This is a genomic window from Staphylococcus sp. IVB6181 (assembly GCF_025561445.1).
Taxonomy (GTDB): Bacteria; Bacillota; Bacilli; order Staphylococcales; family Staphylococcaceae; genus Staphylococcus; species Staphylococcus simulans_B.
On the sequence record NZ_CP095096.1, the window covers coordinates 1,487,054 to 1,504,569 of the forward strand.

Below are 17,516 nucleotides of genomic sequence, written 5' to 3' on the forward strand. Positions count from 1 at the left end.
TTTCATATAAAAATACGGCAATGACTTTACGTCATCGCCGCTATTTTTGATTGATGCTATTTTTTTGCTTTAACTTTTCCGGTCCATTTTTTGTAACCGCCTTTAAGCATATAAATATCTCTATATCCATTTTTTCTTAAAATACGTGCTGCTCTGTAGCTTGCTACTCCGTTCGCATCACATAAATAAATAGGCTGGTCCTTTCTAAGACCTTTAAATCGTTGACTAAATAGTGTCATTGGAATGTTTCTGGCACCGATGATGTGACCGTAGTCATAGTCAACTTTTTCACGTACATCAATAACTTGAGCTTTGCGCAGACCTTTGTGGAACTCATCTTGGTTCAATTCTGTCACAGCTCTTCGATTGATGAAAAATTGGACTAACATATATAAAGCAATAATAACTAAAACAGCTAAAATGATTATCCAAAAGCTATTCATCATGCTTCCTCCTATTTTTACCGATACTACAATTATAAGACTGTTTCATTCAATTATCAAAAAGTTTTTCTCAAATTTGAAAGGAGTTTGTCTTTTATTAAGATATTCATAAATAAAAGAGATTGAAGGTATCGAAAGTTTTCATTTAGCAAATTAATTTGAATCAAATATACTCTGTAGTATGGTACTATACATACATACGAGTAATTCTAAGGTGATTGGAGATTTTAAAATTGACAGAAACATGGAATTTTATTAATTCAGGCAGTCATGATCCATTCTATAATATGGCAATGGACGAAGCGTTATTAAATTTTGTTTCAAGAGGGGAAATTGATCCTGTAATCAGATTTTATACTTGGGATCCTGCTACACTTTCTATCGGTTATTTCCAAAGACTTAAAAAGGAAATTGATATAGTAAAAGTGAAAGAAAAAGGTTATGGCCTTGTGCGTCGCCAAACAGGCGGCAGAGGCGTGTTGCATGACAAAGAACTTACTTATAGTGTGATTGTACCAGAATCTCATCCAAACATGCCTAACACCGTTACAGAGGCATACAGAGTCATCTCTCAAGGATTATTAGAAGGCTTTAAACTCTTAGGCTTTGATGCTTACTTTGCGGTACCGAGAAGCAAAGAAGAAAGAGAAAAATTAAAACAGCCTAGAAGTTCAGTTTGTTTCGATGCTCCGAGCTGGTATGAATTAGTAGTAGAAGGCAGAAAAATTGCCGGCAGTGCACAAACAAGACAAAAAGGTGTTATCTTGCAGCATGGTTCCATTTTGAAAGATATAGATATTGATGATTTGTTTGATATGTTTATATTTAAAAACGACCGCTTAAAAGACAAAATGAAACAAGCATTTATCGATAAAGCAGTAGCAATCAATGACATTTCAGATAAAACAGTCACATTAGAAGAAATGGAAACTGCTTTTGAAAAAGGCTTCCAAAAAGGATTGAATATCAACTTCAAACCTTTAGAACTTAACGAAAAACAAAAACAAGAAATTGATGAACTTGCGGAAAAATATAAATCTGAAGAATGGACTTACCGCAAATAAAATGAACCCCTGAACAAAAAATCTATTGTTCAGGGGCTTTAAATTTACTTATTACGTCTTCTATATTTCCATTTAGCAATTTTATACTTTCTTTGATCCTTTGTTAAGAAGAAAAAGAAGTAAATCAAATAAGCAATTGCTGCGATGATAGCTAAACTAATGATAGTTCTTACTAAAGAAAATAGCATAGCGTCTAAATTCAAAATCAAACCGATTAACGCTATAAATAAAATAATATAAAATAGTCCTTTACGCATATTTTCACCTTTCAATGTACTATGCTTTACGAATTAGAATTACTAATCTTAACTTGTGAGAGTTCTTGTTGTCCTTGTTTTAATTTCTTACTGTCTTTTGCAGAATAACCATCTCTGATATTTTTAAATGCTTTAACAAGATCTTTGTTTAAAGTTTCGATGTTCTTGTCATCAGATTTATCTTTATCAGACAAGTTGCTGCTTTCACGTTCAAGTTTATACTTATCATGCGCACTTTGTAAGTCAGTTACGATTTTATCCAATTTGCTGACAACTGCTTCTTTACGCTTATTTTTATGAACATCGCCTTCGATTTTATGATAATCCTTCAGAGTGTCCGTAACTTGCTGATAATATGCAGATGTCGCATGTGCGTTCTTAGTTTTTGAATTATTCTCTGCTGCTGCTTTTGTATTCTTTTTATCTGCACCTAATTGTTTTTCTTTGTTTTTTAAATCACTGATTTTCTGTTCCAACTCTTGATTGTCTAATTTTAGTTGATGATTTTCATCACGTAATTTAGTTGTTTTCTTTTCTAATGGTCCCAAATTCTGACTGCCACAACCTGATAAAAGCAGTGCAGCACTAAAAATAGTCAAAAATACTTTTTTCATAACCTTCTCCTAATTCATAAGCAAATAATATAGCATTATTTTATCATATTTAGAACTGGTATTCTTATAATACCGTTTCATGTCTATTACTTTTTAATTTTCATCTCAATAAAGCGTGTAATCAAGTATAAAACCTTATAGTTCCGGTATCTTTGTGATAAACTTTGTTTATACGTAAATGAATGATTTTGTTAATCTCCAAATTAACTACCTAAATGAATTTACATAGGAGGAATACAAATGTCAAAAAATGAAAAAGTAATTGAACTTTTATCTCAAAACAATCTAGATGCATTGGTTGTATTATCAGATTACAACCGCCGCTATTTATCAGGTTTTACAGGTACAAGCGGTGCATTAGTCATCACACCGAAAGAAAACATTCTGATTACGGACTTCCGTTATATTGATCAAGCCACACAACAAGCATCTGATTTTGAAATTGTAAATCGTTCTGCTGGGCTTGTAGAAGAAGTTAAAACTGTATTGGATAAACTTAATGTTAAAAAAGCAGGGTTTGAAGGCCATATTGTAAGTTACGATACTTTCCAACTACTAAATGATTCTAACGTTGAATATCAAAGTATCGGCAACGCTATTGAGGATATCAGAGCGGTCAAAGAACAATACGAAATCGACACAATCCAAAAAGCTGCACAAATCGTAGATGAAACTTATGAATATATTCTAACTATTGCAAAAGCAGGGATGACAGAACAAGAATTAAAAGCTGAATTAGAAAGCAAAATGCTTCGTTTAGGTGCCAGCGGTCCATCTTTCGATACGATTGTAGCTTCTGGTTACAGAGGTGCGCTCCCTCATGGTGTAGCAAGTGATAAAGTCATTGAAGAGGGCGACCTTATCACATTGGACTTCGGAGCATATTATAATGGATATGTCTCAGATATCACACGTACTTTTGCAATCGGCCAACCTGATCCGAAACTTGTAGAAGCTTACAATATCGTTTTGGAAGCACAACAAGCTGCAGTAGATCAAATCAAAGCAGGCATGACTGGAAAAGAAGCTGACGCTATTGCACGCGATATCATCGCAAGCTATGGATACGGCGACAACTTCGGTCATTCTACAGGCCATGGTATCGGCTTAGAAATCCATGAACAACCTATGTTAGCCAAACAATCCGACTATGTATTAACACCAAATAATTGCGTGACGGTAGAACCGGGTATCTATATAGAAGGACTAGGCGGCATCAGAATTGAAGATGACATTCTAATTACAGAAAATGGCAATGAAGTCTTTACTAAATGCACAAAAGACCTTATTATTTTATAATGAAAGCCTATATGAGGAGGAAACTGGATGATTTCGGTTAATGATTTTAAAACAGGTTTAACAATATCTGTAGATAATGGTATTTGGAAAGTTATTGATTTCCAACACGTAAAACCCGGAAAAGGTTCTGCGTTCGTTCGTTCTAAATTAAGAAATTTAAGAACTGGTGCGATTCAAGAGAAAACATTCCGTGCTGGTGAAAAAGTTGAACAAGCTATGATTGAAAACCACCGTATGCAATATTTATATGCGGATGGCGATTCACACGTATTCATGGACAACCAAACTTTCGAACAAACAGAACTATCTGGAGATTATTTAGAAGATGAATTAAAATACTTAAAAGCAAACATGGAAGTACAAATCCAAACTTATGAAGGCGAAACAATCGGTGTTGAACTTCCGAAAACAGTTGAGCTTGCAGTTACAGAAACTGAGCCAGGTATTAAAGGTGATACAGCAACTGGTGCCACTAAATCTGCTACTGTCGAAACAGGCTACACACTTAACGTACCTCTATTCGTAAACGAAGGAGATGTCCTAGTTATCAACACTAGCGACGGCAGCTACGTTTCAAGAGCTTAATAATTTATCACCCTTTTCTTATATCCTAACTCAACAACAGAAATTAAATGGTTTCTAAATGAAACATTGGTTTTATCACGTTGAGGAGGTTTAAGAAAAGGGCTTCTTTTTATTTAATCGTCATTTTCATACCGATATACTTAGTTAAAGTTGCAGTGATATGCTTGAATTGATAATTTCACTCAAGTAAAATATACAAGAAGAGTAAAAACAATCTGAAGGAGCAGTACTATGAATTTTAAAGAAATCAAGGAATTAATCGAAATACTAGATAATTCAAATCTTACTGAAATTAATATAGAGGACAATAAGGGAAGTATCATTAATTTGAAGAAAGAAAAAGAAAGAGAAATTATTACACCTCAGATTTCGCAGCAAGCTTTCCCACAACAAACAGCTGCACCTGCACCTGTTCAAAATGAATCAGCTGCCAGCGAAACATCAGCTGCTGCTAATTCAGATGCGGATCAAGGCAAAACAATTAATGCACCTATGGTGGGAACTTTCTATAAATCGCCATCACCAGAAGAAGAAGCATATGTCAAAGTTGGGGACACAGTTTCAAATGATTCTACAGTATGTATATTAGAAGCGATGAAATTATTTAATGAAATTCAAGCTGAAGTATCTGGGGAAATTACTGAAATCTTAGTTGAAGACGGACAAATGGTAGAGTATGGCCAACCGTTGTTCAAGGTGAAATAATTATGAAAAAGGTATTAATCGCCAACCGCGGAGAAATCGCGGTTCGAATCATTAGAGCATGTAAGGATTTAGGATTGCACACAGTAGCAATTTATTCTGAAGGGGATAAAGACGCATTACATACTCAAATTGCTGATGAAGCATACTGTGTAGGTCCTACACAATCTAAGGATTCTTATTTAAACATTCCAAACATTTTATCTATCGCAACTTCAACAGGTTGTGATGCAGTGCATCCTGGATACGGCTTTTTAGCTGAAAACGGTGATTTTGCGGAATTATGCGAAGCTTGCCAACTTAAATTTGTCGGACCAAGCTATGAGTCTATTCAAAAAATGGGTATTAAAGACGTCGCAAAAGATGAAATGATTAATGCGAATGTACCGGTCGTACCAGGCAGCGATGGACTTGTAGAATCAATTGAAGATGCTAAGAAAACAGCTGAGGAAATCGGATATCCAGTTATTATCAAAGCTACTGCCGGCGGCGGCGGTAAAGGGATTCGTGTTGCACGTGATGAGAAAGAATTAGAAAATGGTTATAAAATGACACAGCAAGAGGCTGAAACAGCATTCGGCAATGGCGGACTATATTTAGAAAAATTCATAGAAAATTTCCGTCACATCGAATTTCAAATTATCGGGGATCAGTATGGCAACGTTATACAACTAGGGGAACGCGACTGTACGATTCAAAGAAGAATGCAGAAACTTGTCGAAGAAGCACCTTCTCCGATTCTAACAGAAGAAAAACGTCATGAAATGGGGCAAGCATCAATCAGAGCGGCTAAAGCTGTAAATTATGAAAATGCCGGAACGATTGAATATATCTATGATTTAGATACAGATGAGTATTACTTCATGGAAATGAACACAAGAATCCAAGTTGAGCACCCAGTTACTGAAATGGTCACAGGTGTTGATTTAGTCAAACTTCAACTTCAAGTAGCAATGGGAGAACCCTTGCCGTTTAAGCAAGAAGATATAAAAATCAATGGCCATGCTATGGAATTTCGTATTAATGCGGAAAACCCTTATAAAAACTTCATGCCATCACCTGGTAAAATCACACAATATTTAGCACCTGGCGGCTTTGGTGTTCGTATCGAATCTGCTTGCTATACAAACTATACAATTCCGCCTTACTATGATTCTATGGTTGCTAAACTGATTGTGCATGAACCTACACGTGAACAAACAATCATGGCCGGCTTACGAGCATTAAGCGAGTTTTTAGTACTTGGTATTGATACAACTATTCCTTTCCATATCCGTCTATTGGAAAATGATATTTTCAACAGCGGACAATACAGCACCAAGTTCTTAGAACAAAATAACATTATGAATGAAGACTAACTTTGATTAGGAGGCTAATATATGGTTAAGGTATCAGAAAATACACATTCACAGCTAGGAAGAATTGAAATTTCACCTGAAGTCTTAATTTCAATTGCAAGCATTGCAACATCTGAAATTGAAGGGCTTGCTGGACACTTTGCCGAATTAAAAAATGCATCTCCAGAAAAACTGAACCGAAAAAATCTGACTAAGGGTATCAAATTAGATACAAAAGAAGATGGAATTTATATAGATGTATTCTGTGAGTTTAAATATGGTATAAACATTTCTAAAACTGCATTGAAAATTCAAGAGACAATTTTCAATTCACTCAGCAACATGACAACTATAGTTCCTAAACAAGTCAACGTTCATATTACACATATCGAGGTTGAAAAGTAATAAGAAATAAGATAAAAAAGGAGCAACTCTAAATGAGTCGTAAAGAATCAAGAAGCCAAGCATTTCAAGCACTATTCCAACTTGAAATGAAAAATACAGATTTATCTATAGACGAAGCCATTAACTTTATTAAAGATGATTATCCAGACTTGGAATTTGATTTTATTCATTGGCTGGTTTCAGGCGTTAAAGACCATGAAAGCGTACTAGATGAACAAATTCAAGAAAATCTTAAAGACTGGAAAGTATCTCGATTATTAAAAACCGATCGCATTATACTAAGAATAGCAGCTTTTGAACTTAAGCATAGCGATACACCGCCAAAAGTGGTCATCAATGAAGCAGTCGAGCTTGCGAAACAATTCAGCGACGATGATCACTATCGCTTTATTAACGGCGTGTTGAGTAATTTAAATCAATAGGATAGAGTGATAAGAATGTCCGATTATTTAAGTGTTACAGCCTTAACCAAATATATTAAATATAAATTTGATCAAGATCCGCATTTGCAATCTGTGCTGTTAAAAGGAGAATTGTCGAACTTTAAAAAGCACAGCAGCGGACACTTATATTTTAATCTTAAAGATAATAACAGTGTCGTCAATGCGATGATGTTCAAAGCACAAGCAAGCAAATTAGACTTTTCTCCAAAAGAGGGGGATGAAGTCTTGATTGAGGCACGTGTTTCTGTTTATGAACGTCGAGGCAATTATCAAATCTATGTAAATAAAATGCATTTAGATGGTGTAGGTAATTTGTATCAGCGTTTAGAAGCATTGAAAAAGGATCTGACAAAACAAGGCTTATTCAATATGGAACATAAAAAACCGATTCCTAAGTTTCCTAAGAAAATAGCTGTCTTAACTGCCAGTACCGGTGCAGCTATCAGAGATATCCATTCTACAATTAACAGTCGTTTCCCGCTTGTTGAACAAATTCAAATCAGCACATTAGTACAAGGGGATCAGGCTAAAAAGGATATCGTTGAAAAATTAGAATATGCAGATACATTAGGGGCTGATGTAATTATTTTAGGCCGCGGCGGCGGTTCAATTGAAGATTTATGGAACTTTAACGAAGAAGAAGTTGTCAGAGCCATCTTCAATAATAAAACACCTGTTATATCAGCTGTAGGCCATGAAACAGACTTTACACTCAGCGATTTTGTGGCAGATGTGAGAGCTGCTACACCGACACAAGCTGCAGTTATAGCTACACCAGACCAAGTGGAGTTAAGCCAATATATCAAACAGATGGAGTTGAATCTGTCACGCCATATTGTGCAATTAATCAACAATCAGAAAAAACACTTAGAACATGTAGCTTCATACTATAAGTTTAAACAACCTTCTTTATTGTATGATCAACAAATACAAAGACGTGATGATTTAGAGCGTCAACTTAATATCAGTATGAACAATCAGCTGACAAGTCTGCGTCAACGCTTAGATTTGCTGAATAACCGTATTAACATCAGAGATTTGCAGCAATTGGCGCAACAATCAAAAACATATAAAACACAATTAGACGATACGATGAATAAAGCGATTCAAAATATTCTTCATAATGCTAAATCTAATTTAGCGCAGCGCTTAGAAAGTTTAAACAACCTGAGCCCGACAAATACTATGCTGCGCGGATATACGATTGTTAATAAAGATGATCAAGTGATTACAAGTACACAAGCATTAAAAACTAATGATAATATCAGCTTAACGATGAAAGATGGCGAAGTTGATGCGATAGTTAAGAAAGTTAGGTGTAATAAAGATGAGCAATAATCAGAGTTTCGAAAATATGATGGAAGAATTAGAAGGCATTGTTAAAAAGTTGGATAATGAAGCTGTCTCTTTAGAAGATGCTTTAAATCTTTATCAAAGAGGCATGAAACTTTCAGCAGCTTGCGACGAAACGTTAAAAAATGCTGAGAAAAAAGTGAATGAACTCATGAAGAATGATGAGGGAGAAGAAACTGAAGTTTCAGCTGAAAGTGATGATAAATAATATGATAGAAATGATTAATAAACAATTATTAAAAATGATACCTGATTCTCCGCTCGGAACAAACCTGGAAGAAAGTATGCGTTATTCTTTGGAAGCAGGCGGTAAACGTATTCGTCCTGTCCTTTTATTAGAAACTTTGAAAATGTTGAATGCTGACCATTCTTATGATAAAGGTGTACAAACAGCATTAGCATTAGAAATGGTTCATACTTATTCACTCATTCATGATGATCTGCCTTCAATGGACAATGACGACTATCGCCGTGGAAAATTAACGAATCATAAAGTATATGGTGATTGGAAAGCATTATTAGCAGGTGATGCTTTGCTTACGAAAGCATTCAATTTAATTAGTAAAGACACATCTATTGATGCTGAAACTCGAATAACATTAGTCGCACAACTATCTGATGCAAGCGGCCACCTAGGCATGGTCGGCGGACAAACATTAGATATGGAAAGCGAAAATAAAAAGATTGATTTAGAGACTTTACAGCATATCCATCGTGAAAAAACAGGTGCTTTATTATCTTTTGCGATTAATGCTGCAGCGACGATTGCTAAAACAGACGCTGATGTCTCTCAAATTTTAGATACTTACAGCGGTCATCTTGGTTTGATTTTCCAAATCAAAGATGATTTATTAGATGTTTACGGTGATGCTGAAAAACTCGGCAAACCTGTAGGCAGTGATGAAAAAAATCATAAAAGTACTTATGTTACATTATTAGGTCTAAAAAACACTGAACAACGCTTGCAGTATCATGTAGAAGAAGCTGAAAAATGCCTAAAACAGCTTGCTGCAAAGCAATACGATACAACTGAATTAGAAAAATTAACACAGTTATTTTATAAAAGAGATCACTAAACAAAATAAGCTGAGCCTTAAATTTTCCCATTTAAGCTTAGCTTATTTCTATTTACAATATTTTATAATTATGCACGCTATTCATTTTTATTGCATAGTAATTTAAAGAAAATCAAAGCAATTTCTTTAAACATGTGATACTATGATTGTATAAATATTCGTAATTTGAGGTGTGAAAGTAGTGGCTAAAAAATCAGTAAGACATATAAAAATCAGAGAAATCATATCCACTGAACAGGTTGAAACTCAAGATGAATTAGTAAAACGTTTGAACCAATTCGATTTAAATGTAACACAAGCAACAGTATCAAGAGATATTAAAGAGTTGCAATTAATCAAAGTACCTGCTCCGACAGGACAATATATTTACAGTTTGCCAAACGACAGAAAATATCATCCCTTTGAAAAATTAGGGCGTTATTTGATGGATTCTTTCGTCAATATCGAAGGAACAGGCAACTTATTAGTACTTAAAACTTTACCCGGCAACGCACAATCTATCGGTGCTATTTTAGACCAAATCGACTGGGACGAAGTACTCGGTACAATTTGCGGTGACGATACATGCTTACTCATTTGCCATGATGAAGCATCAGCAAATGAAATTAAGACACGTATTTTTAATCTGTTATAAGGAAGCGATGAGCCATGTTACAAACATTAACAATTAAACAGTTTGCTATCATTGATGAATTAGAAATTAATTTTGGCGATGGGCTAACCGTTTTAAGCGGGGAGACTGGTGCAGGTAAATCTATCATCATAGATGCAATCGGACAATTAATAGGTATGCGTGCATCTTCAGACTTTGTTCGTCATGGCGAAAAGAAAGCAACGATTGAAGGAATTTTCGATATTGATAACAATCCAGCAGTCATTGATACGCTTAAGACATTAGAAATTGATGCGGATGAAGATTTCCTGATCGTTAAGAGAGAAATATTCAGTTCAGGCAAGAGTCTATGCAAAGTGAATAACCAAACTGTTACTTTGCATGACTTGCGTCTGATTATGCAAGAATTGCTAGATATTCACGGACAACATGAAACACAATCTTTGTTAAAACAAAAATATCATCTGCAATTAGTGGATTCATATGCAGATGGCAAATACGAGTCGGTGCTTAATCAATACCAGACAACGTATCAAAATTATAAAGCTAAGACACATGAATTAGATGAATTAGAATCTGCTGACCAAGCATTGCTTCAAAGATTAGACTTGATGAAATTCCAAGCTGAAGAGTTAGCTGAAGCCAACCTTCAAGAAGGAGAAATCGAACAGTTAGAAGCAGATATAAAACGTATTCAGAATTCAGAAAATTTAAGCTTAGCGCTTAATGCAGCGCATGTAACTTTAACAGATGAACAAGCCATTCCAGACCGTTTATATGAATTAAGCCAACAGCTTCAAAGAATTGATGAAATTATTCCTAAAAAGTTCACAGCATTAAAAGAACAAGTCGATCAATTTTATTATACTTTGGAAGATGCCAAACATGAATTGTATGATGAACTATCCAATACGGAATTTGATGAACAATATTTAAATGAACTCGAATCACGTATGAACCTGCTTAACAATTTAAAACGTAAATATGGCAAAGATATCAGCCAATTGATGCAGTATCAAGAAAAACTGAACGATGAGATTAATAAAATCGAGAACTATGAACAAAGCACTGCAAATCTAAAAGATGAAATTTCTCAATTGCATGCGCAACTGCTTGAAGAGGGTAAAGCACTTTCTAAAGAAAGACGCTTGGTCGCAAGAGAATTAAGAGACCACATTGTAGATGAGATTCAAAATCTCCAAATGAATGATGCAAATTTAGAAATTTCATTCAAACCGTTAGAAGAACCTAGTGCAGAGGGTATTGAAAAAATAGAAATTCTTATCAGCCCGAATAAAGGCGAACCGCTTAAAAGTTTAGCTAAAATCGCTTCAGGCGGCGAATTATCTCGTATCATGCTGGCGTTAAAAAGTATCTTTGTGAAATCCAGAGGACAAACAGCAATTTTATTTGATGAGGTAGACTCAGGCGTTTCTGGTATTGCGGCACAAAAAATGGCTGAAAAAATGCGAGACATTTCTAAGTATATTCAAGTTATTTGTATTTCTCACTTGCCGCAAGTTGCGTCTATGAGCGATCATCACTTATTAATCAGCAAAGCATCACAAGAAGACAGAACAACAACAAGCGTTGAAGAATTGACAGGTGAAAATCGCATTGATGAAGTAGCCAGAATGATTTCAGGTGCCAATGTTACACAATTAACCAGAGAAAATGCGAAAGAAATGATAGAACAAAATCATGGTGCGCAGTGAACATAAAATGGGAGGAATCTAGCTATGCAATTTGAAGCATTAATTTCAAACGCTAATGCATTAGAAGGTAATATCGGTGTCTTGTTCGCAAATGATGAAAAGACGATTGCATCAATTATTGAGATTTTAGAACAAACTAATTGTCATGTCACACTATATGGTGTAAAAGATCCGACAGAATTAATTCGCTCTTTTAATATTGATAGTGCGTTTTTAAACCGTATTCATTTAAGAACGTTTCAAGAGCGGGAAGATGTATTTCAAAAGTGTGCAGATGATTTAAATCAGCAAGTAACACATGTTTTGATGAAAGGCGACATCACTTCATCTGAAATTTTATCTTTTGTGCTGAAGAATAAGTCATTTATGGATAAGCAGCATTTCTTAAATCATGTGGCATGTTTTGATATTCCTTCTTATCACAAAATGCTGATACTGAGCGACGTAGCTTTAAATGTTCACCCAAGTATCGATGAGCGTATTCAAATGATTGAAAACATAGAGATTTTCGCTAAAAAAATCGGCTATGCTTCACTTAATGTCGGTTTGTTATCGTCAGTAGAACATCCAACTTCTAAAATTCCATCTTCTATTGATGCTGCTGAAATTGCAGCGCATTTTAAAGAAGATGACTATCTAAAAGTAGATGGCCCGTTCGCATTTGATAATGCCATTGATAAAGAAAGTGCTATCGAGAAAAATATCGATTCTGATATTGCTGGAGATATTGATGCACTGATAGTACCGCATATTGATGTAGGGAATGCTTTATATAAAGCGTTTACTTATTTTGCGAATGCACAAACAGCGAATTTAATTTTAGGTTCTAAATTTCCGATTGTACTGACTTCAAGAGCAGATTCAGTACAAAATAAAGTGAATTCAGCTATTTTAGCATTGCATACACTTAAATAAATAAAGCGTTTTAGTTCTTCTTCATATTGGGAGGAGAACTTTTTTTCATGAAAATTAACTCAAAGTTAGTAACAAGTTAGTACTTTCCTATTAAGATTACTTTAAAAATATTACTTGAATAAGGTAAAATATAAAGGGTAGTTTTTTAAAAAACAACAAGTATTCAACATCGAAGATTCAAATCAAAGCAGGTGGAACTTATGACCAATATTCTTGTTATCAACTTAGGGAGCACATCATCTAAAATTGCTTTCTTCAAAAATAAGCAATGTGCTGCTATAGAAACTATACAGCACGACATCACAATTACACAAAAGCCGTTGTTAGAGCAAGAGCCTTATAGAATTGAAGCTATTAAAGCATTTATCGAAGCTTCAACGCCAGGCTTAAACAGTATCGATGCCATTGCTTGCCGAGGCGGTTTGCTGAAACCGATTGCCGGAGGAACTTATGCTGTAAACAAAGCAATGTATGATGATTTAAGACATTTTAAATATGGTGTCCATGCCTCTAATTTAAGCGTTATTATCGGTTATAATTTAGGTCATACTTTAGATGTGCCTGTTTATATTGTTGATCCGGTTGTCGTTGATGAACTCGTCGATATTGCTAGAATGACGGGGATTAAAGGCATTCATCGCAGAAGTGTATTTCATGCGTTGAATCAAAAAGCTGTTGCGCGCAAATTTGCGCAATCTCAAAATAAAAAGTATGATGAAGTCAATGTTATTGTTGCACATATGGGAGGCGGCATAACGATTGGTGCACACTTGCAAGGGAAAGTTGCAGATGTCAATGAAGGCTTGTACGCTGAAGGACCCTTGAGTCCAGAAAGGGCTGGCAGTATACCAAATGACCTACTCTATCAATTTGGTCATACACATCATTATTCGCCTGAGGAATTAAATCACTTTATCAGCAAACAAACTGGAATTATGAGTTTATATGAAACAAATAATATCCAAGCCCTTGTTAAACGTTATGAGCAGGATTCAGAAGAAGTGCGTTTAATATTAGATACAATGATATACCAAATTGCTAAAGCAATCGGTGAAAGAGCTGTCATTTTCAAAGGTCGAACAGATCAAATCATTTTGACAGGCGGTATTGCTTACAGCAGTTTGATTACCAATAAAATTGCTGAATATACCAATTGGATTGCACCTGTCAAAGTTTATCCAGGTGAATTGGAAATGGAGTCGCTTGCAAATAGGGTATATGAAACTGTAAATCTACAAGAATCAGTAAAACAATATAGTTAGGAGTTCAATTATGGCAGAAGAACAATATGATTTAGTCATTCTTGGCGGTGGAACTGCGGGTTATGTAGCAGGAATTCGTGCTTCACAGCTTGGAAAGAAAGTCGCAATTGTTGAAAATCAATTACTTGGAGGCACATGTCTGCATAAAGGATGTATTCCGACAAAAGCATTGCTTAAGTCAGCTGAAGTATTACATACTGTTAAAAATGCGGCCTTGTATGGTGTTGATACAGCTCAATTCCAATTGAATTACGAAAAAGTATATGAACGAAAAGATGAAATTGTTGCGCAAATGCATACAGGCGTCAAACATCTGATGCAGCATAATCATATAGATATTTATAACGGTACAGGAAGAATACTAGGCTCATCTATATTCTCACCGCAACCTGGTACTATTTCTGTAGAATATGCAGATGGCAATTCAGAATTAATTCCAAATGATTATGTATTAATTGCAACAGGATCAAGACCTGCAGAGTTACCATTTTTACCATTCGACCATAATGTTGTGTTATCAAGCAATGATATCTTGAAAATGACAGAACTGCCTGAGTCGGTTGCAATTATCGGCGGCGGTGTCATCGGTATGGAGTTTGCTTCATTACTGAATGACTTCGGTACGAAAGTAACAGTTATTGAAGCAGGCGAGCGTATTTTACCGAATGAAAACAAAACTGTTACTAAGACACTGAAAAAGCATCTTGAAAATAGAGGTGTAAGTATATATGAAAACGTTCAGCTGTCAGAAGAGAATATCACTATCAATGAAGACTCAGCAAGCATAGAATTGGAAAATGAGTCATTAACTGTTGATAAAATATTGCTTGCTGTCGGCCGCAAACCGAACACTGATGATATCGGTTTGAATAATACGAAAATCAAGTTGGATGAAAAGGGCTTCATTGAAGTGAATGAACAGCAGCAAACACAAGAACAACACATCTATGCTGCAGGCGATTGTATTGGCAAATTACAACTTGCACACGCAGGTTCTAAAGAAGGTACTACTGCTGTTGAAGCGATGTTTGATGATACAGTTATCCCTGTTGATTATAATGCGATTCCAAAATGTATTTATACTTATCCAGAAATTGCTTCAATAGGGATGAATATCGATCAGGCAAAAGCAGCTGATTATAAAAAAGCACGCAGTTTTAAAGTACCGTTTAAAGCTATCGGCAAAGCTGTGATTGAAGATGCTGAACAACAAGACGGATTCTGCGAACTTGTCGTAGATCAAGAAACAGATACTGTTTTAGGTCTAAGTATGATTGGACCGCATGTTACAGAATTAATTAATGAAGCAGCGCTGCTCCAATTTATGAATGGTTCTACTTTAGAATTAGGTCTCACAACACATGCACATCCTTCATTATCTGAAGTATTGATGGAAGCAGGACTAAAAGCAGCACAACGCTCTGTCCACGCTTAATTAAAGGAGGAAGAAAGATGATTGATTATAAATCTGCCGGTCTTACCGAAAATGATTTAAAAGAGATGTATAAATGGATGGATTTGGGTCGCAAAATAGACGAAAGAATGTGGCTATTAAACCGCGCAGGAAAAATTCCTTTCGTTATCAGCTGTCAAGGACAAGAAGCAGCACAAATCGGTATGGCATTCGCTATGGAAAAAGGGGATGTTTCAGCCCCTTATTATAGAGATTTAGCGTTAATTACTTATTTAGGTATTACACCGGCTGAAACAATGATGTCTGCTTTCGGCAAACAAGGCGATATTAATTCAGGCGGTAAACAAATGCCTTCTCACTACAGTAAAAGAGAAGTCGATATTCTATCACAAAGTTCACCTGTCGGCACACAAGTCTTGCAAGGTGTCGGTGCTGCATTAGCGCTTAAAATGGATAAAAAACCTAATATTGCAATGGCAACATTAGGCGAAGGTACTTCCAACCAAGGTGATTTTCATGAAGGATTGAACTTTGCCGGTGTTCAAAAGTTACCATTTATTTGTGTCATTGAAAATAATGAATATGCGATTTCAGTGCCTACTCACTTGCAGTATGCGGCTGAGAAGTTATCTGATCGTGCATTAGGCTATGGCATTCATGGCGAACGTGTTGATGGAAATGATCCGATTGCAATGTATAAAGCCATGCACGAAGCACGAGAAAGAGCACTTAACGGTGAAGGTTCAACATTGCTTGAAGCGATGTGTACACGTATGACAGCACATTCTTCTGATGACGATGACCAATACAGAAGTCCAGAAATCAGAGAAGGTTTGAAATCATTGGATTGCAATATCAAATTCAAAGCCCACTTGCTTGATTTAGGCATTGCAAATGACGAATGGTTTGCTGAAGTAGAAAAAGAAAATAAAGCGATTGTAAACAAAGCGACTAAAGAAGCTGAAGCTTCACCATATCCAGACCCAAGTGAAACATATACGCATGTTTACGAAGAAGGAGGGCTTGAATAATGGCAAAAATCACTTATTTATCAGCAATCCAACAAGCTATATATCAAGCTATGGAAAAAGATCCGAATGTATTTGTATTAGGCGAAGACGTAGGTAAAAAAGGCGGCGTTTTCGGCGTTACGTTAGGCTTGCAGGAAAAATTCGGCATTGAACGTGTGATTGATACACCTTTAGCTGAATCCAATATTGTCGGTACAGCGATTGGCGCCTCTATGTTAGGCAAACATCCGATTGCTGAAATTCAATTTGCAGAATATATATTACCAGCTACTAACCAAATAATGAGTGAAGCAGCCAAAATGCGCTACCGTTCTAATAATGATTGGCAAGCGCCAGTTACAATCCGTGCTCCTTTTGGCGGCGGTATTCATGGTGCCTTATACCATTCGCAAAGTATCGAAAGTGTTTTTGCATCGACACCAGGTTTGACGATTGTTATTCCTTCTACACCTTATGATGCGAAAGGTTTGCTTTTAGCATCAGTAGAATCTAATGACCCTGTCTTGTATTTCGAACACAAAAAAGCATACCGTTTATTAAAAGAAGAAGTACCGGAAGAATATTATACAGTGCCGATCGGCAAAGCTGATGTTAAACGTGAAGGCAGCGATATTACGGTCTTTACTTACGGCTTATGTGTAAATTACAGTTTGCAAGCAGCAGATGTTTTAGCTGAAGAGGGCATTGATGTTGAAGTAGTAGATTTACGTACTGTTTATCCATTAGATAAATCAACTATTATTGAACGTGCAAAACGTACTGGCAAGATTTTATTAGTAACTGAAGATAATTTAGAAGGCAGCATTATGTCAGAAGTGTCAGCGATTATCGCAGAAAACTGCTTATTTGATTTAGATGCACCGATTATGCGTCTCGCTGGTCCTGATGTTCCAGCAATGCCGTTTTCACCGCCATTAGAAGATGAATTCATGATGAATCCGGATAAAATCAAAGAAAAAATGCTTGAATTAGCACGTTTTTAATTATA

Annotated in this window: 20 protein-coding genes; 17 read left to right on the forward strand and 3 right to left on the reverse strand. The window is 35.7% G+C overall.

Annotated features, from left to right (window positions below; genetic code table 11):
* Positions 1-56: 56 nt before the first annotated feature.
* A complete protein-coding gene (locus MUA90_RS07270) occupies positions 57-443 on the reverse strand; it encodes a rhodanese-like domain-containing protein (RefSeq protein WP_105992705.1) in 387 nt (128 codons plus the stop codon).
* A gap of 233 nt (positions 444-676) precedes the next feature.
* Here MUA90_RS07270 and MUA90_RS07275 point away from each other — a divergent pair, with 233 nt between their 5' ends.
* The gene (locus MUA90_RS07275; RefSeq protein WP_262586005.1) at positions 677-1,507 is read left to right on the forward strand and encodes a lipoate--protein ligase family protein; all 831 of its coding nucleotides are present in this window, start codon (positions 677-679) and stop codon (positions 1,505-1,507) included.
* A 44-nt stretch (positions 1,508-1,551) separates the two neighbouring features.
* On the opposite strand, the gene MUA90_RS07280 is transcribed toward MUA90_RS07275, so the two are convergent.
* Entirely contained in the window at positions 1,552-1,764 is a 213-nt protein-coding gene (locus tag MUA90_RS07280) for an SA1362 family protein (protein ID WP_114603290.1), read from the reverse strand.
* Positions 1,765-1,790: 26 nt separating this feature from the next.
* Positions 1,791-2,378: a hypothetical protein gene (locus tag MUA90_RS07285; protein ID WP_262586007.1), complete on the reverse strand. Its 588-nt coding sequence runs from the start codon at positions 2,376-2,378 to the stop codon at positions 1,791-1,793.
* A 240-nt stretch (positions 2,379-2,618) separates the two neighbouring features.
* On the opposite strand from MUA90_RS07285, the gene MUA90_RS07290 reads away from it, so the two are divergent.
* The 16 genes from MUA90_RS07290 to MUA90_RS07365 all read left to right on the forward strand — a co-directional run bounded on the left by MUA90_RS07290 (position 2,619) and on the right by MUA90_RS07365 (position 17,511).
* Entirely contained in the window at positions 2,619-3,677 is a 1,059-nt protein-coding gene (locus tag MUA90_RS07290; protein ID WP_262586008.1) for a M24 family metallopeptidase, read from the forward strand.
* A gap of 27 nt (positions 3,678-3,704) precedes the next feature.
* Entirely contained in the window at positions 3,705-4,262 is a 558-nt protein-coding gene (gene efp / locus MUA90_RS07295) for an elongation factor P (protein WP_105992709.1), read from the forward strand.
* A gap of 231 nt (positions 4,263-4,493) precedes the next feature.
* On the forward strand, positions 4,494-4,967 hold the full coding sequence (accB, locus tag MUA90_RS07300) for an acetyl-CoA carboxylase biotin carboxyl carrier protein (RefSeq protein ID WP_114603293.1): 474 nt from the start codon (positions 4,494-4,496) through the stop codon (positions 4,965-4,967).
* A gap of 2 nt (positions 4,968-4,969) precedes the next feature.
* On the forward strand, positions 4,970-6,322 hold the full coding sequence (accC, locus tag MUA90_RS07305; protein WP_105992711.1) for an acetyl-CoA carboxylase biotin carboxylase subunit: 1,353 nt from the start codon (positions 4,970-4,972) through the stop codon (positions 6,320-6,322).
* Between the two features lie 21 nt (positions 6,323-6,343).
* Positions 6,344-6,706 (forward strand): Asp23/Gls24 family envelope stress response protein, encoded by a 363-nt coding sequence (locus tag MUA90_RS07310; RefSeq protein WP_105992712.1) that lies wholly within the window; start codon positions 6,344-6,346, stop codon positions 6,704-6,706.
* A 32-nt stretch (positions 6,707-6,738) separates the two neighbouring features.
* Positions 6,739-7,128, forward strand: a complete 390-nt coding sequence (gene nusB / locus MUA90_RS07315; protein WP_105992713.1) for a transcription antitermination factor NusB — start codon at positions 6,739-6,741, stop codon at positions 7,126-7,128.
* Positions 7,129-7,143: 15 nt separating this feature from the next.
* Positions 7,144-8,487 carry an exodeoxyribonuclease VII large subunit gene (xseA, locus tag MUA90_RS07320; RefSeq protein WP_262586011.1) on the forward strand — a complete coding sequence of 448 codons (1,344 nt, stop codon included), beginning with the start codon at positions 7,144-7,146 and terminating at the stop codon, positions 8,485-8,487.
* Positions 8,477-8,710 carry an exodeoxyribonuclease VII small subunit gene (locus MUA90_RS07325; RefSeq protein ID WP_262586013.1) on the forward strand — a complete coding sequence of 78 codons (234 nt, stop codon included), beginning with the start codon at positions 8,477-8,479 and terminating at the stop codon, positions 8,708-8,710. Before xseA ends, MUA90_RS07325 begins: the two co-directional genes overlap by 11 nt.
* On the forward strand, positions 8,664-9,578 hold the full coding sequence (locus MUA90_RS07330) for a polyprenyl synthetase family protein (RefSeq protein WP_262586014.1): 915 nt from the start codon (positions 8,664-8,666) through the stop codon (positions 9,576-9,578). Before MUA90_RS07325 ends, MUA90_RS07330 begins: the two co-directional genes overlap by 47 nt.
* 181 nt (positions 9,579-9,759) lie before the next feature.
* A complete protein-coding gene (gene ahrC, locus MUA90_RS07335; RefSeq protein ID WP_262586016.1) occupies positions 9,760-10,212 on the forward strand; it encodes a transcriptional regulator AhrC/ArgR in 453 nt (150 codons plus the stop codon).
* Positions 10,213-10,226: 14 nt separating this feature from the next.
* Positions 10,227-11,906, forward strand: coding sequence for a DNA repair protein RecN (gene recN, locus MUA90_RS07340; protein ID WP_262586018.1), 1,680 nt, complete (start codon positions 10,227-10,229; stop codon positions 11,904-11,906).
* Positions 11,907-11,930: 24 nt separating this feature from the next.
* Positions 11,931-12,821: a phosphate acyltransferase gene (locus MUA90_RS07345; RefSeq protein WP_262586019.1), complete on the forward strand. Its 891-nt coding sequence runs from the start codon at positions 11,931-11,933 to the stop codon at positions 12,819-12,821.
* A gap of 200 nt (positions 12,822-13,021) precedes the next feature.
* The gene (gene buk, locus MUA90_RS07350) at positions 13,022-14,083 is read left to right on the forward strand and encodes a butyrate kinase (RefSeq protein WP_262586020.1); all 1,062 of its coding nucleotides are present in this window, start codon (positions 13,022-13,024) and stop codon (positions 14,081-14,083) included.
* 10 nt (positions 14,084-14,093) lie between these two features.
* Positions 14,094-15,518, forward strand: a complete 1,425-nt coding sequence (gene lpdA, locus MUA90_RS07355) for a dihydrolipoyl dehydrogenase (RefSeq protein WP_262586022.1) — start codon at positions 14,094-14,096, stop codon at positions 15,516-15,518.
* Between the two features lie 17 nt (positions 15,519-15,535).
* Positions 15,536-16,528, forward strand: a complete 993-nt coding sequence (locus tag MUA90_RS07360) for a thiamine pyrophosphate-dependent dehydrogenase E1 component subunit alpha (protein WP_262586024.1) — start codon at positions 15,536-15,538, stop codon at positions 16,526-16,528.
* A complete protein-coding gene (locus tag MUA90_RS07365) occupies positions 16,528-17,511 on the forward strand; it encodes an alpha-ketoacid dehydrogenase subunit beta (protein WP_262586025.1) in 984 nt (327 codons plus the stop codon). The genes MUA90_RS07360 and MUA90_RS07365 overlap by 1 nt, the downstream gene beginning before the upstream one ends.
* The last annotated feature ends 5 nt before the right edge of the window (positions 17,512-17,516 follow it).